We start from the raw sequence: 19,627 nt of genomic DNA, 5'->3' as shown, positions 1-19,627 counted from the left end.
ACTTGATCGCAATACCCCCTACTTCGACAAACTCAACTTCTTCAACACCACCACCCCACTCGCCGGACTCACCAGCGAGATGGATTCGACATCCAGATACAACCTGGAAGTCCTCGTCGTGATGTCGGTCGGCTCGTCGTTGCTCGGCTCGGCGTGCTCGACGTGCTCCGTCAGATACGGCCGGACCAGTCGCCCGGAAATAGCGAACGCGAACTGGCCATGCGTTTGCGCGTACGCGGCGGGTGAAAGGTTCACGCGGCCACGAACGGTGGACTTCCCGCCTTTTCCGGTATCGAGCTCGATGATGTCGATCTGCTGGATATAGCCTTTTGCCTTCGCCTCGGCCGCGATCGCGAGCCCTCGCCCGCGCTTCCCGGTGATGTGCTTTCTGAGCAGGATGCCCGTGCGGCCTTCGCCGTCGCTGTCGACCAGGTCGACGTCCACCTTCAACACATGCTTCTTCGACTGATACAGCAGCCCATACGACACCGGCACCAGGAAAGTCACCTCACGATCCAGATTGATCGCGGCCAGGTCGGCGTTCCGGCCATGCTGGTCGGCCCCGCCGGGGACCAGGCTGCGGACGCGATCGCTCAGGGACGGCGCCGCGCTTTTGATGTGCTGCTTCTGCAAGGCGTCCCGAATGGCAACCGGATCGTCGCCGACAATCGGCCGCGTGGGTGACGTGTCGGGCGACACGGCAGGCGCAGCGCTCGCCGTGTCGCCGACATTGGCGGCCTCTGCACGCGCCGCGACTTGCGCCAGCATGATCGCCACGGCCGCAACGCACACGACATTCCGACGACCCAACATGGATTTCCGGTAAAACACGACACACTCCTGATTATCTGGCTGACCGGCCGACCACGCGATCGGCAGGATGAAATGATGGGCAGCGCGCCAACCGTTCGAGCTCACGGAGCGCCTACGCGACACATCGTAGGTTCAATTGCAGCCCGGCGGCAGGCCATCTCGCCACACTATCGTATTGCCCGGACTACAACAATCCACGACTCGCGAGCAGCGGCGCGACGCGCGGCAGGCAATGACGTTCGGTTGCCCGTCACGCAGCCGCAACCGCCACCTCACTGCTGCCGATCTTCCCGCCGATACTCCGCCGGCGCCTTCCCCACCAGCTTGCGGAAATCGCGCGTGAAATGCGCCTGATCGAAATACCCGAGCGCATGCGCCAGCTCCGCGAGATCGACCGGCTCGCCGCCCGCGAGCTTGTCGGCGGCCTCATGCAACCGGTATCGACAGATCACCCACTTCGGCGTCACCCCCACATGGCTGGAAAAGAGCTGCTGCAGCGTGCGCTCGCTCAACCCCGCACGCTCGGCCAGATCACGCACCTGCGTCAGCGCGAGGTCCTGCTGCAGGATCTGCAAAATGGCATGAATGCGCTCGACCTGCGGATCCGGCGGCGGGAGCACGCGCAACAGCAGCGCCTCGGCCGCCGCCACCATCGCGGCATCATCCTCGGCGCCGAGCACGGCGTTTTCGGCTTCCGCATCGCCGCAGTCGAGCAGCGTCGACACCGGCACCACCTTGTCGGTCAGCACATGCACGGGTTTGCCGAGGAACGCGCGAAACGCACCGGGCCGAAACCGCATGCCGATCACCCGCCCCGTCCCGGCCAGCGTCGTCTCGAACGCCCCCGACACCACACCGAAGATCCCCGTGCGCCGCCGGTCGAACACCAGATTCACGCACGGATACGGCAGCGTGCGCTGCACGTACGGCGGCTGGTCGCGCAGATCCCATTCGACAACCCAGTGGTGATCGAGCACCCCGGCCAGTTCGGCACACGGGTAGTAGCGATTCAGGCGGAAGCGCTGGTTGAAGGCTTTCGGGCCGACGACGCCCTTGGGCGTGTCGGTCACGTTACGCAAGTCGGCCATGGTGACGAACGGGTGGAAGGATTGCGTAATGATGCACCGCCACAGCGGATTTTTCCAAGACGGCGGCCTGCAACCCACCTACATTGGAATCCTTGTCCCGAACGCCCACCGGAGCCCGCAATGCCGCAAGACCGTCACCTGACCCTGTTCCACTCGCCGCGCAGCCGATCGGCCGGCGCCCGCATGCTGCTGGAGGAACTGGGCGCCGACTATGACCTGCACGCGTTCGATCTCTCCGCCGGCAAGCATCACGAATCCGCTTACCTCGCCATCAATCCGATGGGCAAGGTGCCCGCACTGCGCCACGGCGACGTGATCGTCACCGAGCAGGCCGCCGTCTACCTGTACGCGGCGGAACTGTATCCGGAAGTCGGCCTGTCGCCAGCGCCGGGCGACTCGCAGCGCGGACCGTACCTGCGCTGGATGACGTTCTATGGTTCGTGCTTCGAGCCGGCGATCGTCGACCGCTCGATGAATCGTCCGCCCGCACCCTACTCGACGTCTCCCTACGGCGATTTCGATACCGTCATCAACACGCTCGACGCGCAACTGGCAAAGGGGCCGTACCTGCTGGGCGAGCGCTTCACGGCGGCCGATGTGCTGTGGGGCGCGGCGCTGAACTGGACCACGATGTTCAAGCTGATACCCGAGACGCCGCGCATACGCGCCTACATCGATCGCATCCTGGCACGCCCGGCCATCCAGTGCGCGCGAGCCGCAGATGCGGCGCTGGCGGCGGAGCAGGACAAAGCGAAGGAGACCGCCGCGACGGCGAGGTAGTCCGGTGCCGGGCGGACCTTGCCGCAAGCTCCGCCCCGACACCGGCCGACCCGCGCGCCGCGTCCGCCTCCGCCTCCGTCAAAACATCGTATGCAACCCGATCCGCGCCACCGCCTGGGTCGCTGAACTCGACGCGCCGTTCGGGTCGAGCACGCCGTTGATCTGCGCGTTCGCGCCGCTGTTCGCGCGTTGATAGTCCCCGGACACATAAACCATCGTCCGCTTCGACAGCAGGTATTGAAGCGCGACGCTGACCTGATGCGCGTGGTTGTCGTTCACGGCTTCGTTGCCCTTCATGTACATGTACTTCGCGCCGAGAAACACATCCGGCCTGATGCGCCACATGCCACCGGCTTCAGCCATCCACACACCGGCATCGTTGAACGAATTGTGGACGGTGGTCAGCAACGCCTTCGCGGTCACCGCGCCGAAGTCATAGTGCATCCCGACGCCCCAGTTGCGCACACTGGTCGACGGTGTACCGGGCGCCGGACCGTACTTCTCGTTCGTATAGGCCGCGCCGATACCGAAGGCCCCGACTTCGTAGTTCAACCCGGCGCTCACGGCGTTGTCCGCGCCGATGGAACCGGCCACGCCGCCGAACGCATACATCACGCCACCGGAGAAACCGGCAATCGTCGGCGAACTGTATTTCACCGAATTCGCCACCGGCTTGCTGCCCGCCGTTCGATCCCAATCGAATGCGCCGGTCGGATTGTTCGGCAGCGCAAGACGCTGGAACGGGCCATTCCTGAACCCGTACAGCCCGCTGATATCCATCGAAATCGCGTTCCCTTTTGCAAACAGGGAATCGACCATGAAGTCGTACTGGTTCCCGAGCGTGATGTTGCCGAAGCGGTCGCTCTCGATCCCGACGTATGCATTGCGGCCGAAGATCCCGGTGCCGATGATGCTGCCGTTCGCCATCGAGAACTGGTTCACGAGCGCGAACGTCGCGCGATATCCGCCGCCGAGATCTTCCGTGCCGCGCAAGCCGAACAGGTTCGGCGTGAAGATGCCGTCGTCGAACTTGACGTTCTTCCCGCCGCCCTCGTTGCTGACATACGAGATGCCGCTGTCGATCAGACCGAACAAGGTCACGCTGCTTTGCGCGTACGCGCCCTGCGCGATGACAAGCATCGCGGCTGCTCCAAACCTCAGTTTCATTGTGTCTCCGTCTTTTTTCTGTCAATGCGAACGGTCGCCCACTGTTTCGCGGTACTCGACCGATGTTTCGTGAAACAACGACTTCCCCAGCCCGGCGTTGCTTTCATCCGGGTCGGAAAAATAGCCAGTTATTTAGCTTTACTGATTGAAAAGAATGGATGAAATCCCGCTCATTCCCGATTTCATCCACCTTGATGCGATTACCCGATCACCCGAACACGGTTGGGCAATCCCACCTTCCGACTCAAGCGCCCCGACAGACCACCCACGCCGCCGAATCCACCTCGACAGCGACGGCTTCCAGCCCGGCCCCCGAGCACGGTCCATCGATACACACACCATCGTCGAACCGGAACAGCGCACTGTGATGCGCGCACATCAGCACCTGCGACCGGTAACAGGAAACGTTGCCCGGCACGAAATCGAGCGGAACCGAGAAATGCGGACAACGGTTCACGTACGCCCACACCTGCTCCCCACGCCGCACGACGATGACGGGTCGCCCGATGCCCGCCTCATCGACGACCCGCGCCCCGCCATCAGGCACCTCGGAGAAGCGACACAGTTGCGTGGCGCCCATGACTCACACTCTCCGCTCGGGATTGCCAAGGCTCCAGTCCCACGGACGCACCTCGACCCGCGAGAACAACCCCTCCTTCACGTACGGATCGTTGCCGACGAACTGCATCACCGCATCGATGTCGTCCGCCTCGATGACGAGCAGCGTGCCATTCATCGCATCGCCCTGCGGATCGAGCGTCGGCCCGCCGAGCCGCACATAGACGCCGTGCTGCGCGGCGGAACGCAGGTAGGTCCGATGCGTGGCGCGCACGCGGTCGCGCACGTCGCGCATCCCGGGCTGGTCGGTCGCAAACACCGCGAAAAATCGAGCCATGTCGGTCAGCTCCGGTCGAGCACGAAGTCATACGTCGCTTCGCGGTACGCGCCGCTCAACCCGAACCGGCGTGCCAGTTCATCGTCCGCCGCACGCGGCCGATAGGCGACCATCAGCGACGGCTTCACGCCGAACACGGCATCCGACTTCAGATACGCGTCCTCCTCGTCGAACAGATGCGTGACGAGCTTGCGGCAGCCCGGCGCGTCGATCATGAAGTGCAGGTGCGCGGGCCGCCACGGATGGCGTCCGGTGGCATCGAGCATCTTGCCGACCGGGCCGTCGGTCGGAATCGGATAGCTGACCGGCAGAATCGTCGTGATCGCATAACGGCCTTCGGCGTCCGTCCGGTAGCGGCCGCGCAGATTGCCGTGCGGCTGTGCCTTGTCCTGCCCGGAATACATGCCGTTGTCCGCGGTCTGCCACACGTCGAGCACGGCGCCCGACACCGGCGCACCGTCGGTGCCGAGCACACGACCCTGCACGACGACCGGCGTGCCGGGCGTGAATGCCATGTTCTCGCCGTACGCACGCTCGGGCATGCCCTCGATGTAGAACGGCCCGAACACGGTCGTTTCCGTCGCGCCGGTGGCGAAACGGTGGTTGATCGCATCGACCAGCATCGACACGCCCAGCGTGTCAGACAACAGGATGAATTCCTGGCGCACGACGTCGTCGCACATCTGCCCGGTTTCGGTCAGGAAGCGGATCGCGGTCATCCACTCGGCCTCGGTCAGCTCCGTTTCGCGGACAAACGCATGCAGGTGCCGCACGAGGCTCTGCATCAGCACGCGCAAGCGCGGGTTCGGCGTACCGTCGAAGCTGGCGACGACCTGCTCGGTCAGCCGGGTATCGCCGTCATGATGTTCATTCGTCACGTTCGTCTCCTTGGATGCGGCCGGCCGCTCACTGCGGCGCGTGCCCTTGCCACGCACGCTGAAGCAATTCGCGAATCGGCGCGCGCTCGATCGGCCGCGGGTTCGCGTAGGGGTTCCGGCAGGCGAGGTCGGCGGCTTCGTCGAGGCCCGCTTCCGGCATCCCGATATCGGCAAGCGCCGCCGACAGGCCGAGCTGCCGATTCAACCGGAACAACAGCGGGCCGGCGTCGGCCGCGTCAGTGCCGCCCAGCGCCCGCGCGACCCGGCGCAGCGCGTCGGGCGCCGCGGCATGGTTGTAGTGGGCGGTATGCGGCAACATCGCCGCGTGTGTCTGCGCGTGCGGCAAGTTGAAGGTGCCGCCGAGCGTATGACAGAGCTTGTGGTGCAGCGCCATGCCGACCGCGCCGAGACACGTGCCGGCAAGCCATGCGCCGTACAACGCGCGGCTGCGCATCTCGCGGTCGTCGGGCGCGCGCACGATCGCCGGCAGCGCCTCGCCGAGCGCACGAATCGACTCCTCGGCCATCAGGCTGATCACCGGGTTCGCATCTTCCGCATAGAGCGCTTCGACCGCATGCGCCATCGCGTTGACGCCGGACGCCGCCGAAATCCCCGGCGGCAGCGACAACGTCAGGGACGGGTCGTAGAGCACCGTACGCGGCAGCACGCGCGCATCGCGCCCGGTGCGCTTCAGCCGGCCTTCCGTGAGCCCGTAGATCGGCGTCATCTCCGAGCCCGCGTAGGTCGTCGGCACGGCGAGGATCGGCAGGGACGATTCGAGCGCAATCGCCTTGCCGAGCCCGATCGTCGAGCCGCCGCCGATCGCGATGCAGCAGTCCGCACCCAGCTCGGCCGCCCTCTCGCGCGCGGCACGGGCCACCTCGACCGGCACGTGCATCACGGCCTGCGCGCATACGCCGGCCGCCCGCTCGCCGAGCACGGCGCTGACCCGTTCGGCGAGCGGCTGCTGCTCGGGCGTCGACAGAATCAGCGCGCGGTGCGCGCCGAGCGCGGACAACTCGTCGGGCAGCCGCTCGAGCGCGCCCCATTCGAACACGACGCGCGACGGCGTTCCCTGATAGACGAAGCGCTCCATCTCGGCCTCAGCGCTTGAAGTGCGGCGGCACGTTGCCGTCGACGTTGACCCACACCGAGCGCGCTTCCGTGTAGTCGTGCATCGCCTCGAAACCCATCTCGCGGCCGTAGCCCGACTGACCGACGCCGCCGAACGGGCTGCCCGGATTGACGCGCTTGTAGCAATTGATCCAGCACATGCCCGCGTCGATGCGCGCCGCCATCCTGTGCGCGCGAGACAGATCGTTGGTCCAGAGGCCGCTGCCGAGCCCGTATTCGGTCGCGTTGGCGATCGACAGTGCTTCCTCGTCGCTGCCGAAGCGCAGCACGGTGACGAACGGGCCGAACACTTCCTCCTGTGCGACGCGATCCGCCGCGCTCTTCGCTTCGATGACCGTCGGGCGCACGTAGTAGCCGTTGGCGAGCGCCGCATCCTGCGGCACGCTGCCGCCCGTGAGCACACGGCCGCCCTGCTCGCGCGCGACGTCGACGAACGACAGCACGCGATCGAGGTGCTGCTTCGACGTGAGCGGCCCCATCTCGGTGTCCGGATCCAGCGGATTGCCGACACGGATCGACGACGCCAGCGACACGAAGCGCTCGAGGAATGCGTCGGCGATGCGTTCGTGCAGCACGAGACGCGAACCCGCGATACACGCCTGCCCCTGGTTGTGGAAGATCGCCCACGCGGCGCCGTTGATGGCGGCGTCGAGGTTCGCATCGTCGAACACGATGTTCGCGCCCTTGCCGCCCAGCTCCAGCTGCACGCGCTTCAGGTTGCCCTGCGATGCCTCGACGATCCGGCGGCCCGTCGCCGTCGAACCGGTGAACGCGATCTTCCCGACACCGGGATGTTCGGCGAGCCGCTGGCCCGCCGTATGCCCGTAACCGGGGACGATGTTGACGACGCCGGCCGGGAACCCGACCTCGGCCATCAGTTCGACGATACGCAGTGTCGACAGCGGCGTGATCTCCGACGGCTTGAGCACTACCGTGTTGCCCGCGGCCAGCGCCGGGCCCATCTTCCAGCTCGTGAACATCAGCGGGAAATTCCACGGCACGATCTGGCCGACGACGCCGATCGGCGCGCGCTGCACGTAGTTCAGGAAGCCGGTTTCGACCGGAATCACCGAGCCCTGCAGCTTGTCGGCCATCCCGCCGAAGTAGCGGAAGCATCCCGCCGTGCGCGGCACGTCGAGCGCGCGCGAATCGCGGATCGGGTGGCCGGTGTCCAGCGATTCGAGCTGCGCGAGTTCCTCCGCGTTGGCTTCGATCGCGTCGGCGAGACGCAGCAGCAGCCGGCCGCGTTCGGCCGCCGGCATGGCCGACCACTTCGGGAACGCGCGGGTGGCGGCGGCGACGGCCAGATCCACGTCCGCCGCGGTGGCGGCAGCGATTTTCGTGATCAGCGAGCCGTCGTGCGGATTGAGCACGTCGATCGTGCCACGCTCGACGGCGTCAACGAAGCGGCCGTCGATGAAGAGTTGGGTTTGCATGAATCGTCCTCGGTATCGCGCGCATGCGCTGCTTAGAACGCGATCGGATACGGCGCAAGCTCGCCGCTCTCGTATCGCTGCGGAAGGTCCGGCGTCGCGTTTTCCCAGACCAGCAGCATCGAACGCTTCGTCGAGTAGCCCTGGTGCCGGATGTCGGCAGGCATCGCGCAAATGTCGCCGGCCCGCATCGTGATGCGTGCGCGCGGCGCACCGGTGTTCTTGTCGCCGATGTCCCACACGATTTCGTCGGACAGTTGCAGGAACCATTCGACGCGGTCGTTGCCGTGGAACACCGGCAGGATGAATTCCTCGGTGGTCGGGCAGAACAGGCTGCGCCCGCATACGGAGGTGACCGACGGATTCCACGTCACGTCCGAGCGCGACAGGTACTTGAACAGGTTGAACGCGTGCAGCTCGCCTTCGAAGCCGGGCTTCACATGCACCTCCGGCTCGTCCTGGCCGACGTCGCGGAACGCGCGGTTGACCGGCAGTTCGTCGCGCAGCGGCGAGTCGCCTTCGAGGCCCGGCATGCGGCGCGTCGCGATGCGCGTGCGTTCGATCGCCGCGCCGTTCTCGCCATGCTTGCGGCCGAAGGCCGTGCCGGTTTCCTCGGGCGCCGCGAACGGGTCGAAGCCTTCGTTGGTCCAGTCGTGCAGCATCGCCTTGAAGGTCGCCATGATCGTCGGCGTTTCGAAGGTCTCGGTGTAGTCGACGCCGGCTTCCTTCAGGATTCCGTTGAATGTGCCGGCATAGACGTCCACCTTGCCGTAGTGATTGCGCGTGCCGAACACGTGATCGAAATTCACCCAGCCGTAGAAGAAGCCCCACGCCACGTCACGCATCATCGCGCGCAAAAACGCATCTGCGGGTATCGCATGCGTGCGCGTGCTGCCCTTCGCCGGCCAGCTGATTTTCACGAAGTACTCGTCGCGCTGGAACGCGAACGCGCCGAGGTGGAAGCGGCGGTAGCCGGTGACGGCATCGGCTTCGGTGGCTTGCACCAGATCGGCGGCAAAGCCGGCGGAAAGATCGAGGGTCTCGAGAGTGGCCATCACGTGTCTCCTGGAATAGTCGAATGGGGGGCGGTCGGATCGGTCAGTGCAGGCAGATGTCGGCCCACTTCTCGACGGACAGTTCGCCGAGCACGGTCTGCACGAGCGCGACGCCCGGCGTGCCGGCAGAAAACCGATACGCGCAGCCGGCCGGCAGCAGCGCCTGGTGCCCCTTGCGCAGGACGACGTAGCCCATCTCGCGGCCCGCCGGCTGCGTGCCGGCGCTCACGGTGCCGCGGCCGGTGGTCGGCGGGTTGTCGAGCTTGATGAATTCGATGCGGACTTCACCGTCCATCTGGATCGCGAACTCGTCGTGCGCGCAGGCAAACCACGGCGACTGGCCGTCGGTGCGCAGCACTTCGATCACGTATTCGAGGTTCTTGCCGGCGACGACCTTCTCGTAAGGGGCCGACTTCGATGCCACCTCGAACACGTTCGAGAAGGCGTAGTGCTGCGCGCTGCCGCTGGTGATTTCGATCTCGCCCTTGGTGTAGCCGTCGAGCGAGCCAAAGACGGTGTGGAATGCCGTGTCGGTCATTGCTGTCTCCTGAGTTGTACCGCTTGTTGGATTCAACTCTAGGGGCAAGGGCGCCCCTCAACAAGGCAACGGAGCGCGACTACGGCATTTGCGTTTCGCGAATAATCGCCCGGCTCAACGGACCCAGCCGCGCTCCAGCAGCGGACGGTCCCACGGCGACTCGTCGCCGATGTATTCGGCGAGGAATTCGACCAGCGCTTTCACCTTCAACGCCTGTCGCTGCGTGGCGGGATAGACGGCGGCGAAGCTCAGCGGCGCGATCTGGAAGTCGGTGAGGATGGGCACCAGCCGGCCCGCGACGAGCGCCTCGCTCGCGACCAGCGTGGGCAGGCACACGACGCCGCCGCCCGTCAGCGCATACTCGCGCAGCAGGTGCACGGAGTTCGAGCGGATCATGCCGGGCAATTCCATTTCGACGACCTCGTCGCCGCGCGTCATCGTCCAGCGGTTGCGTGATGGATAACCCGAATACAGCGCCGTCGTGTGCTGCAGCAATTCGCGCGGATGTTGTGGCGCACCATGCGCGTCGAGATACGCGGGCGACGCGCAGAAGAGGCGTCGGACCACGAACAGGCGCCGCTCGATCAGCGATTCGGAAATCGGCGGGAAGATCTGGAACGCGATGTCGAACCCTTCTTCGACAGGGTCCACCACACGGTCGTTGACGATGATGTCGAGCTGGATGCCCGGGTAGCGCCGATTGAATTCGGCGAGCGGCACGCCGAAGTGATCGAGCGCGAAACCGGGCAGCATCTGGATGCGCAGCCGCCCGGTCGGTGTCGCGCGCAGTTCGCGCATCTGGTCGGTCAGCTCGTTGACGCGCCCGACCACCTCCGCGCATTCGCGGTAGAAGGTCTCGCCCACGTCGGACAGCCGCACGTGGCGCGTGCTGCGATGGAACAGCGGCGCGTTGACGAACTTCTCCAGCTGCTGGATGCGGTTCGTCACGACCGAACTGGTGACCCCAAGCTGTCGCGCCGCTTCCGCAAAACTGCTCGCCTCCGCGACCCTGACGAATGCCTCGATGCTCAGAAAGCGGTCCATTCGGCGCCTTTTCCGGAAAGCGAAACCGCCAGTCTAACCGCACCTGCCGGCCGGTTGGAGCATGCGCAAAGCGTCACACTGTCACCCGACAGGTGTCAATCTCGCAGGGCCGCCGGGCGCGGGTGCAGGTGCGACCGAGCCGCATGTTACGGCTGTTCGCCCGCCGTCAGCTCCGGCTGCACGCCCACGCGGCGCTGCAGCACGGCCGGCGCGGTTTCCCGCAGCAGCATGCTGACCACGATGCCGAGCAGCACCGCAATCATCGGCAGCCACAGAATGTTCTGGATCCCGAAGTGCGCGGCGACGTAGCCGCCCAGCGCCGGCGCGATGCCGCCGCCGAAGATCTCGCCGCAGCCGACCACCACGCCGATCGACGTCGACACGAGGCCGACGGGCGCGGCTTCGGTCGCCACCGGGCCCGACAGCAGCGACACCAGCCCGAGCGTGAAGAACGACGCGACGAACAGGACGACGAACAACACGACCGGCTGCGGGCCGAGCCCGCGGAAAATGTAGAGCATCACCGCCGTGCCGGCGAAGCCGACGATGCTCGCGAGGCGCCGCCCCACCAGGTCGGACAGGCCCGGCAGCCCGAACTGCCCGAGAAAGCCGCCGAAGCCGATCGCCGACACCACGAGGCCCATCTTCTGCGTGCCGAGCGACAGGTAGTCCGTCAGGTACAGCGGCAGCAGCGCGCCGAGCACGAACACGCCGGTCATCGCGCAACAGAGCGCGGCCATCGCGACGAGGATGTTGCGGCTCTTGAGCACATGGCCGAGCGAGGCCGGCGCGTGTTCCGACGCGACCTCCTTGGTGCGCTTCGGTTCGCGAATCACGAAGAACATGATCGCGCCGAGGATCAGCCCGGGAAGGGCCACGAGCGCGAACACCCAGCGCCACGACACGACGTTGAGCAACTGGGTCGCGATGATCGGCGACAGCGCCAGCCCGAACAGCGCGAAGCCGCTTTGCTGCAGCCCGAGGTTCAGGCCGCGCCGCCGCGGGTGCGACGCGTCGGCGGTCGCCGCGAAGCTGGTCGGGCAGAACGAACCTTCTGCCACGCCCATCAGCCCGCGGATCGCGATCAGGCCGAGCAGCCCGCCCGCGAGCCCCGAGAAGCCGGACAGCAGCGAGAACGCGACGATGGCGGGGATCAGCACCTTGCGGCGGCCGATCTTGTCGGAGATGCCGCCCATCAGCGCCGCGAAGATGCCCCACGACAGGCCGAGCACGCCGATGCAGTTGCCGACGTCCTGCGCGGTCAGGTTCAGGTCCTTCATGATCGACGGGAACAGCGGCGCGATGAGCCAGCGGTCGAGGCCGACCAGCCCGAAACCGAGCGCCAGCAGCGTCACCGCCTTCCACTCATAGGAGGTATCCCACTCGTTTGCTTTCATGTCTGTCTCCGTGGATTGGTCCGCCTGCACGCGCCGGAGCGTGGGTGCATGAAGCCAGGTCCGTTGTCTTGTGTGCGATGCGACGCGAGAGTCGCGAGGAAATGGCGGCCGCCTTTCCGGTTGCAGGCGTCGAATTCAATCAGCCGACGCCCGAACGATAGGGGCGCGGCCGCCGATCGGGTATGGAACAACCGGCGAACGCGCCATTCGCGAAATGCAAATAATCGGGAGCCGGAGGTGGGAAGCGTCGGCGGGAAAGCGCCGGACGGTGGGCCACGGGCGTCCACGTGACGTTCACCGGCGTGTTACGGGGGAATCCCTCATAGACATCATGCGTTCCCGCACATTGCCTGCGCAGGCACGAGTGCGATCCCGTTCGCATCTTTTCCGATACTGCAACATGCAGTCATTCGCCTTTATGTCTGACAAATCGAGTTTTTAAAAATCCATACTTGCTTTATTCGGACAAAAGAACCCGACCGCCCACCGCGCAGTCCACCGAACAATTGTCGAGACAGCATCAATCCCCTCCCAACATAAGATTTTTAAAAAACAAACAGATCGCGACAAACGCAAAATACTGTTTCTTAAAGACAAATCGCGCAATCTCGAAATAAAAATACATTTTCCGAGCCCGAAAAACTTGCTAATCTCCGCCGCGCGATTTAGCGGCTTTGCGTCTTTAACCATACCGATATTCAATTTCAAATAAATCAGAATTCTGAAACAAAGCAATGAGATTAGCGTGATGTCGATAGCAAAAACGCTCCGTAATTTTGCGTCTGGTCTGATTGACGGGAACCCGCGGCCAGTCGATCTCCATTTCGGGCGCGCGCAACGCGCGGTCGGCCATCTGCTGGCGCTCCATCACGCCGATATCCACGAAGGGCTGATGTCCGGAATCGAAGGGCAGCTGACCTGCGTGTCCACCCACGACCATCTGTCGCCGGCGCTGTTTCTCGGCCTGCCCGTGTCGGTTCGGGTGACGACCGATCGGGGCGGCGTACGCGCGATCAATGCGATCGTGCGCGAAGTGCGGACCGGTCAATCCGACGGCGAACTGACCGTCTATCAACTGCAGGTGTGTGACGCGCTGTCGTTGATGGAAGGTCGCACGAACGCCCGCGTATTCCGCTCGCGCAGCGTGCCGGAAATCCTCGCGACGCTGATGAACGAATGGAAACAGCGCAGCTACGCACTTGCGCGCGCGTTCGATTTCGACCTGTCCGGGCTGCAGGCCGATCGCTATCCGCTGCGCGAGCTCACGCGGCAGGTCAACGAATCGGACGCGCGCTTCATCCGGCGTCTGCTGCGCCGGGAAGGCATCACGGTCTTCGTGAAGGCCGCGCCGGTCGGACGCGTGCACGGCATGGCTGACGAGCAGCCGGTTCACACGCTCGTATTTTGCGACGATCCGCATTGCCTGAAAGAGGCACCGGCCGGTGCGCTGCGCCTTCATCCTCGCGACGCGGGCGCTGCGCAGCGCGACACGGTGACGCTCTTTGCGCACCGCCAGAGCCTGTCGTCCGGCAAGGTCCGCCGTCCGTCGTGGGACTACAAGACGGCGCGCATCGACGATTCAACGGCCGTCGCCAGCCTCCATCAGGGTGAATCGGGAAACGATCTGGCACACCTGCTGACCGACGTCGCGATCGACATCCCGCATGTTGGCGATTCGTGGAACGATCACGACCGCATCACGCGCGACCGGATACTGGCTCACCAGTTCGAAGCCGAGCGATACGACGGGATCAGCAACGTGCGCGATTTGCCGGTCGGCCACTGGTTCACGCTGACGGGCGACCCGGAGCTGGATATGAAGCCGATCGAGCATCGTCGGTTCGTCGTCACGTCGGTTCGACACGATATCCGCAACAACCTGCCAACGCAGCTTGCGAGTCGGGCCCAGGGACTCTTCGCGGCGAGCCGTAACCTGGCGCAAACCGCTGGTCCGACGCCTGCCGATGGTGCGGAACAAGCGGACACGCGTTACGAGAACCATTTCACGTGCGTGCGGCGCGGCGTGCCGCTCAAGCCCGCCTACGATCCGAAGATCGATGTGCCGCCGGTTCACCTGCTCACCGGCACGATCGTCGGTATGCAGGGCGAGGAAGTGTTTTGCGACAGCGCCGGCCGCGTGCGCGTGCGGATCCACGGTTACGATCCGGCCGATCATGCGCACGCTCAAGGCGCCGGAACGAACGGCCGGGCCGGTGACAGCGCACCCATCCGCGTCGGGGCAAATCTGGCGGGCGGCAACTTCGGGACGCTGTTCCTGCCCCGCGTCGGCATGGAAGTCCTGTTGGGATGTCTTGCAGGCGACCCGGACCGGTTGGTCATCATCGGCGTGCTGAGCAATGGCGCGAACCCGCCTGCGACCTTCAGCCATACCGGTGCGCTTCCCGGCAACCGGTTCCTCTCCGGCATCAAGACCAAGGAAATCAACGGCAGGCGTTATAACCAGCTTCGTCTGGACGATACGCCGTCGCAAATCTCGGCGCAGTTGGCGAGCGAACATGCGCATACCGAATTGAATCTCGGGTATCTGACGCAGCCGCGAGAAAACGGGCATGGGGAGGCGCGCGGCGAAGGCGCGGAGCTGCGCACCGATGCCGCCGCCGCGTTGCGCGCCGCGCGCGGCATCCTGCTGTCGACCTATGCGCGCACACGGGCCACCGGTGGTCAGCTCGATCGCGATGAACTGGTTCGCCTGCTCGATCAATGCACCGAACTCTTCAAATCGCTCGGCGATTACGCCGGCCAGCACGGCGGGCAGTCCGCCGACACCCGCGGTCAGGACAACGTCGCCAGTGCATTCCGTAACTGGACGCCCGGCGGCGCGCAAGCCGGCGCGGCCGACGATGCGTGCGCGCTGCTCGCATTTGGCGCGCGGTCCGGGGCGCTCCACGTCACGCCCAAAACGCACGTCATCCATGCGGGCGAGAACATCGATCAGGTCGCGCAACAACATGTGCAAGTCACGAGCGGCGAGCGCATCAATCTGCATGCCGGTCGCGGCGTCGCGATGTTTGCGCACGGCGACGGCGTGTCGGCGATCGCGAATCAGGGGAAGGTCACGATCCAGTCGCACAACGACGATACGCGCGTCGACTCGGCGAAGAACATTCAATTGAGCGCGGCGGGCGGAAAGCTCGTTGGCACCGCGAGTGATGAAGTCGTGCTCGTTACGTCCGGTGGCGCGTATCTCAAGCTGCGCGGCGGCGATATCGAGCTGGGATGCCCCGGCACGTTCACGGTGAAGTCGGCCGGTCATGCTTGGGATGGTCCGGCGAGCATGAACGCGGACATGCCGGCGTTTGGTCAGGACACGCTTGAGCTCGTGCCTAAGCTGGTTCGCGCTTCGGACGGCAACGCAGCGCCAGGATTCGACGGGCAGATTCAAAAGACCTCCGGTGCGCAGTCGGACTTGACGACCGACGCGGCGGGCGAACTACCGTCCGTCGATACCGACCAGTTCGAGCGGCTGGCGGTGCAGTTCATCAAGAAGAATGTTTAAGGCACGTGCAGGAGTCTGGATGACCGATTCGATTCTCGATCCGCGGCCGACAGCGGACTCGCCCGCCGGCGAACCAGTTGCGAAAGCCGATACACCCGGCGCGGTTGCACCGCGCCCGGAGCCGCCGCCGATCGTCGTCGGCCGGGGCGAAGGCGTGACGAGGTTCACGAAAGGCATACGCCTTATCTGCGTCAAGCAGATGCCCTTGCCCGGCATCGTGATCTTCGTGCACGGCGTGAACTCGGAGGGCGAATGGTTCGATGCAACGGAGGAAGGGCTGTGCAAAGGGCTGAATCGCCGGCTCGGGCGTCTGGACGATCAGATGATGTATCACGGCATCGACGCCGGGCAGCTGACGCCCGCGAAGTACACGGAAAGCGTGACGCCGGATGGGTTCTTGAATCCCGATTTTCTGCCGGACAATTACATCAATCCGGATCCATCGTTTTCGCCCGTCATTCATTTCCGATGGGGCTATCGGGCGACCGCGGCCGAACTGAAGGAATACGGCGACAAGATCTTTCTGAACGAGAAGGACTATTGGGGTGGCGGCCCATTCACGAACGGCTGTGCAAGCCTGCCCGATCTCTGGCACGGCGGTCTGGATGATCGAACGATGGGGTGGATGACTGTGCAAGGCATCAATCCGACCAATCGGCCGCTGTACCGCGCGCCGCCTCGCGCGTATGGCGTACTCGCGGCGTTGCGACTGGCCCGGCTGATCGAGTCGATTCGCCGCATGCAGGCCGATGTACCGATCACCGTCGTATGTCATAGCCAGGGCAACATCGTGGGACTGACAGCAGCGTTCTTCGGTGACGCCTTCCCCGATGTCGAAGATCCGTGGGGACGCACTGGACATTGCGTGGCAGATGCCTACGTATTGGCGAATGCGCCGTATAGCCTTGCGAATGCGGACGGCCCGTACAAATCCGACACGTTCATGGATTCATGGTCGCAACGCGCGACGAAGGACGCGAGCGGTCAGCGCGGAAGGCAGACCTACGCCGCGCGCACGAAGACATTCGGCACGTTTCTATCGATCATCGGCGCTCGCAGGGAGCACGAGTTGCTGGCAAGCAAGATCGATGAGGACATGGCAAACGAGCGGGTATCGCCGACGAGCAACAGGTCGTATGCAGCGCAAGAGGATCGCGCGCGGCATGGCTTGAATGGGTCGACGTATGGGCGCGTCTCCGCGTATTGCTGTCCGCACGATCAGGTGATTTCAGCGGTGACGGTGCAAGGCATCGGCTGGCGCGGGATCGGCAAACACGAACTCGACGATATCGGTGCCGCAGGCATCCTGGCGCAGCGGGTGTTCGCATCGGGTTTCCCGATCGGCGTGCAGAAACCCTACCGATATTGGGAAGACGATTGGCGGCATGGCAAGCAAGGAACGAAACCAGGCTTCTGGTATCCGCCATCGCCACCCGCCAAATTCAATCTGATCGGTGCGCTCAAAGGGAATGAATCAGTTTTGGGCATGGCAGCGACGCTCGTGACCGCACCGCTCATGTTCGTCGTGACCGGTATCAGCTCGGCGTTGAACATGCTCCGAGTGAACGCCGATCCGCCGAAAGGCTGGACGGTGGTGGCGGATGCGCCGGCCCTTGACGAGCCTTTCCCGCCACAGGCGTTGCGATTCGGCAAGCCCGTCGAAACAAAGGACGGCGACGCAGTCAGCGACTTCAACGAAGGCAACGATCCACCAGCCGCATGGCGCGACGCGAGCAAAGCCGATGCGGACAAGCGGGCCGATGATCCGTACGACCAGTACAACGCAAAGAACGCGGATAGCGTCGCGCAAGGTACAGCGGAAACGGAAGCCGGACAGCGCTATGAAGATCGCGCGTTGATGCGCATGGAAGCGCGTCGAACGCTGAATACGGAATGGTTTGATAGCGACGGCCACGTGATCGGCGAGGACGGCAAAAGCGCCGTGCCGGAGGGCTACAAGGAATGGCGAGACAAGCAGATTGTCGACTGGCTCGATCGCGGTGCGACCAATAGCCCAACCAACCACTCTACGACGATGACCAATCCCGAGCATGCCGAGAAGGCACTTGCCTATGACGTTGCTGTAGGCCTGTGCTACCTGACGCCCGATCAACTTTACGGCTTGCGGATCGAGGCCGATTGGCGGATGGGGGGCGGGATTCCATTGAATCACTTGAACAAGAAGTATGCCGAATATTTTGATTCCGGAAATCTTGATCGCCGGTCGATGTACGAATGGATCCATGTGCACGATAGCGAAGGAAAGATGCCGGACGCGATCGTGAATGAGCGTGAAGGCCAGCTCTATTTGAACGTCGGTGGTGTCGTATGAAGATGCTGATCGCTACATGGCCGCGACGTGTCGCCGCCGCCGTTTCGGCGTGGGTCATCGCCACCGTGCTCATAGCCACGCTGATGGCGCATGTAGAACAACCGGATCCCGCACATTTGGAAATAGGAGATTGGATGAAACGATTCGTTGTGGTTCCCGGCTTGATCGCGCTCATGGTGTTTCTCTTCACCACGGCCATCATGCGTCCGGCTCAAGCCGTGCCGGTTAGTGAGCGTACCGGAAATGCAACGCCAGCAGCCGAAGGGCCGGCCAAGCCGTTCGTCGCGCAGGTTGTCGGCCTCATGTGGCTGAATCCGTTGCAACGTATGGACTATCCGACCGAATGGCAATTGCTGTGGGCACAAGGGCTTACCGTACCGAACAAGAACGATGACATGGTGCGCACCAAACCCGAAAAATTTTCGTCGCTTCGATCGATCGGTGCGTTGGTGTACGGCAATCGTGGAACGGAAACGTTCAACGGGTTCTATGCGAAGTACATCGATAAATTCATTTTATTGCTGCGATCCCGCTATTTCAGCAACGCAAAGTATCTCTACACGGTGCGCTCCGATCGCCAGAACGATTGGCGCGAACTCGCCGGCATACACGTCGAAATTGCCATTCCGCCCCGACTTGATCCGACCTTTGCCAAGTCGCGCATGGTTGATCGGATGATGAATTTCTTCGAGATCGGGCCGCCGTCGCCCAAGACGCTTTGGAGCCGCGACACGCCGCCCGATGTCCGAATCACCCAAGGCAACGCGAACGCCGGCTTCACATCACTGAACAACGCGCTGGACTACTTGCAGGCAAACCCCGACAAGACCGTATGGGCGATGAACTGGGACGCGCCGAACTTCCCGCCCACGGATGCGCAGATCAACGAGAACCTTGTCGTGCTGTTTCTCGCCGGCCCCAACTTCAACACCGAGCGCGAGCCGCTCGCATGGATCGGCAAGGCCGCGGCCGGCGACACGAAAGCATTTTCGCCGAAGGTCGGCACGACGCGCGCCGTCCAGGCGTGGAAGGCAACCATCGCCGAAGCGGCCCGCAATGCCGGCGTCGCTGTCACTGACCTGAATTACATCGTTCACGATGCAGGCCACGGCAGCGATGCAGCGTCGTCACGACTCGTCGCACTCACGCAAACCCTGACCGAAACGCTGCCGGAATACGACCACAAGAAGCAGACATTCAACACCGCCGCCCTGCTCGGTGACATGGGAACGGGCAGCGCATTGACCGACGTCGCGCTCGCGATCGGTCGAATCAACCACTTCGGCGGCAACGCACTCGTCGCCGGCACGACCGACGCTGAGCACCCCGTCGCCGTCGTCGTCAGGCCGCCATCGAAGCTCACGCCGATCGATCCAACCAAGGACTGGTTCCGCGCGCGCGGCGGAAACAACGCCTATCTCCCGTGGTGGGGACGCCGACACGATGTCGATTACGGCATGCAGGGCTATTCGTGGTGATGCAACCGGTGCTGAGACGCATGACCGCCGATAACGGATGAACGCGAAGGTGAGTTTTATCTGAAGGTCGGAGGTCTT

Annotated in this window: 16 protein-coding genes; 4 read left to right on the top strand and 12 right to left on the bottom strand. The window is 64.2% G+C overall.

The window, feature by feature from the left end:
• Nucleotides 1-18 precede the first annotated feature (18 nt).
• Together LMA02_RS17435 and LMA02_RS17430 are read right to left on the bottom strand one after the other, a co-directional pair.
• The gene (locus LMA02_RS17435; protein ID WP_228910045.1) at nucleotides 19-831 is read right to left on the bottom strand and encodes a hypothetical protein; all 813 of its coding nucleotides are present in this window, start codon (nucleotides 829-831) and stop codon (nucleotides 19-21) included.
• Between the two features lie 254 nt (nucleotides 832-1,085).
• Nucleotides 1,086-1,901 carry an AraC family transcriptional regulator gene (locus LMA02_RS17430; protein WP_228910044.1) on the bottom strand — a complete coding sequence of 272 codons (816 nt, stop codon included), beginning with the start codon at nucleotides 1,899-1,901 and terminating at the stop codon, nucleotides 1,086-1,088.
• A gap of 120 nt (nucleotides 1,902-2,021) precedes the next feature.
• On the opposite strand from LMA02_RS17430, the gene LMA02_RS17425 reads away from it, so the two are divergent.
• A complete protein-coding gene (locus LMA02_RS17425; RefSeq protein ID WP_228908898.1) occupies nucleotides 2,022-2,681 on the top strand; it encodes a glutathione S-transferase family protein in 660 nt (219 codons plus the stop codon).
• 78 nt (nucleotides 2,682-2,759) lie between these two features.
• Here the strand turns inward: LMA02_RS17425 and LMA02_RS17420 are convergent, their stop codons facing one another.
• From LMA02_RS17420 to LMA02_RS17375, 10 genes are all read right to left on the bottom strand, one after another.
• Nucleotides 2,760-3,848, bottom strand: a complete 1,089-nt coding sequence (locus LMA02_RS17420) for a porin (RefSeq protein ID WP_166721631.1) — start codon at nucleotides 3,846-3,848, stop codon at nucleotides 2,760-2,762.
• Between the two features lie 244 nt (nucleotides 3,849-4,092).
• Entirely contained in the window at nucleotides 4,093-4,428 is a 336-nt protein-coding gene (locus LMA02_RS17415; protein WP_006759991.1) for a Rieske (2Fe-2S) protein, read from the bottom strand.
• A gap of 3 nt (nucleotides 4,429-4,431) precedes the next feature.
• On the bottom strand, nucleotides 4,432-4,743 hold the full coding sequence (locus LMA02_RS17410) for a YciI family protein (protein WP_012365279.1): 312 nt from the start codon (nucleotides 4,741-4,743) through the stop codon (nucleotides 4,432-4,434).
• Nucleotides 4,744-4,748: 5 nt separating this feature from the next.
• Entirely contained in the window at nucleotides 4,749-5,621 is an 873-nt protein-coding gene (locus LMA02_RS17405) for an intradiol ring-cleavage dioxygenase (RefSeq protein ID WP_228908897.1), read from the bottom strand.
• Between the two features lie 28 nt (nucleotides 5,622-5,649).
• Nucleotides 5,650-6,717: a maleylacetate reductase gene (locus LMA02_RS17400; RefSeq protein WP_228908896.1), complete on the bottom strand. Its 1,068-nt coding sequence runs from the start codon at nucleotides 6,715-6,717 to the stop codon at nucleotides 5,650-5,652.
• A 7-nt stretch (nucleotides 6,718-6,724) separates the two neighbouring features.
• Nucleotides 6,725-8,191, bottom strand: coding sequence for an aldehyde dehydrogenase family protein (locus LMA02_RS17395; protein WP_228908895.1), 1,467 nt, complete (start codon nucleotides 8,189-8,191; stop codon nucleotides 6,725-6,727).
• Between the two features lie 32 nt (nucleotides 8,192-8,223).
• Entirely contained in the window at nucleotides 8,224-9,243 is a 1,020-nt protein-coding gene (locus LMA02_RS17390; RefSeq protein WP_011660141.1) for a hypothetical protein, read from the bottom strand.
• A gap of 43 nt (nucleotides 9,244-9,286) precedes the next feature.
• On the bottom strand, nucleotides 9,287-9,781 hold the full coding sequence (locus LMA02_RS17385; protein ID WP_228908894.1) for a hydroxyquinol 1,2-dioxygenase: 495 nt from the start codon (nucleotides 9,779-9,781) through the stop codon (nucleotides 9,287-9,289).
• 114 nt (nucleotides 9,782-9,895) lie between these two features.
• Nucleotides 9,896-10,825 (bottom strand): LysR family transcriptional regulator, encoded by a 930-nt coding sequence (locus tag LMA02_RS17380; protein WP_006752302.1) that lies wholly within the window; start codon nucleotides 10,823-10,825, stop codon nucleotides 9,896-9,898.
• 146 nt (nucleotides 10,826-10,971) lie between these two features.
• On the bottom strand, nucleotides 10,972-12,222 hold the full coding sequence (locus tag LMA02_RS17375; protein ID WP_105831700.1) for an MFS transporter: 1,251 nt from the start codon (nucleotides 12,220-12,222) through the stop codon (nucleotides 10,972-10,974).
• A gap of 748 nt (nucleotides 12,223-12,970) precedes the next feature.
• Here LMA02_RS17375 and LMA02_RS17370 point away from each other — a divergent pair.
• The 3 genes from LMA02_RS17370 to LMA02_RS17360 are packed head-to-tail and all read left to right on the top strand — an operon-like array spanning nucleotide 12,971 to nucleotide 19,549.
• Complete coding sequence (locus tag LMA02_RS17370) at nucleotides 12,971-15,739, top strand: type VI secretion system Vgr family protein (RefSeq protein ID WP_228908893.1); 2,769 nt, start codon at nucleotides 12,971-12,973, stop codon at nucleotides 15,737-15,739.
• Between the two features lie 19 nt (nucleotides 15,740-15,758).
• A complete protein-coding gene (locus LMA02_RS17365) occupies nucleotides 15,759-18,071 on the top strand; it encodes a hypothetical protein (RefSeq protein WP_228908892.1) in 2,313 nt (770 codons plus the stop codon).
• Nucleotides 18,068-19,549, top strand: coding sequence for a virulence factor (locus LMA02_RS17360; protein ID WP_228908891.1), 1,482 nt, complete (start codon nucleotides 18,068-18,070; stop codon nucleotides 19,547-19,549). Before LMA02_RS17365 ends, LMA02_RS17360 begins: the two co-directional genes overlap by 4 nt.
• The last annotated feature ends 78 nt before the right edge of the window (nucleotides 19,550-19,627 follow it).

Source organism: Burkholderia sp. B21-005 (assembly GCF_020843965.1).
Taxonomy (GTDB): Bacteria; Pseudomonadota; Gammaproteobacteria; order Burkholderiales; family Burkholderiaceae; genus Burkholderia; species Burkholderia ambifaria.
This window is presented reverse-complemented; position numbering and strand designations above follow the sequence as displayed.

Excerpts from the sequence above, each read along its gene's own strand:
- LMA02_RS17430 (WP_228910044.1), bottom strand. The coding sequence starts at position 1,901 with ATGGCCGACTTGCGTAACGTGACCGACACGCCCAAGGGCGTCGTCGGC.
- LMA02_RS17425 (WP_228908898.1), top strand. The coding sequence starts at position 2,022 with ATGCCGCAAGACCGTCACCTGACCCTGTTCCACTCGCCGCGCAGCCGA.
- LMA02_RS17420 (WP_166721631.1), bottom strand. The coding sequence starts at position 3,848 with ATGAAACTGAGGTTTGGAGCAGCCGCGATGCTTGTCATCGCGCAGGGC.
- LMA02_RS17415 (WP_006759991.1), bottom strand. The coding sequence starts at position 4,428 with ATGGGCGCCACGCAACTGTGTCGCTTCTCCGAGGTGCCTGATGGCGGG.
- LMA02_RS17410 (WP_012365279.1), bottom strand. The coding sequence starts at position 4,743 with ATGGCTCGATTTTTCGCGGTGTTTGCGACCGACCAGCCCGGGATGCGC.
- LMA02_RS17400 (WP_228908896.1), bottom strand. The coding sequence starts at position 6,717 with ATGGAGCGCTTCGTCTATCAGGGAACGCCGTCGCGCGTCGTGTTCGAA.
- LMA02_RS17395 (WP_228908895.1), bottom strand. The coding sequence starts at position 8,191 with ATGCAAACCCAACTCTTCATCGACGGCCGCTTCGTTGACGCCGTCGAG.
- LMA02_RS17390 (WP_011660141.1), bottom strand. The coding sequence starts at position 9,243 with ATGGCCACTCTCGAGACCCTCGATCTTTCCGCCGGCTTTGCCGCCGAT.
- LMA02_RS17385 (WP_228908894.1), bottom strand. The coding sequence starts at position 9,781 with ATGACCGACACGGCATTCCACACCGTCTTTGGCTCGCTCGACGGCTAC.
- LMA02_RS17380 (WP_006752302.1), bottom strand. The coding sequence starts at position 10,825 with ATGGACCGCTTTCTGAGCATCGAGGCATTCGTCAGGGTCGCGGAGGCG.
- LMA02_RS17375 (WP_105831700.1), bottom strand. The coding sequence starts at position 12,222 with ATGAAAGCAAACGAGTGGGATACCTCCTATGAGTGGAAGGCGGTGACG.
- LMA02_RS17370 (WP_228908893.1), top strand. The coding sequence starts at position 12,971 with ATGTCGATAGCAAAAACGCTCCGTAATTTTGCGTCTGGTCTGATTGAC.
- LMA02_RS17365 (WP_228908892.1), top strand. The coding sequence starts at position 15,759 with ATGACCGATTCGATTCTCGATCCGCGGCCGACAGCGGACTCGCCCGCC.
- LMA02_RS17360 (WP_228908891.1), top strand. The coding sequence starts at position 18,068 with ATGAAGATGCTGATCGCTACATGGCCGCGACGTGTCGCCGCCGCCGTT.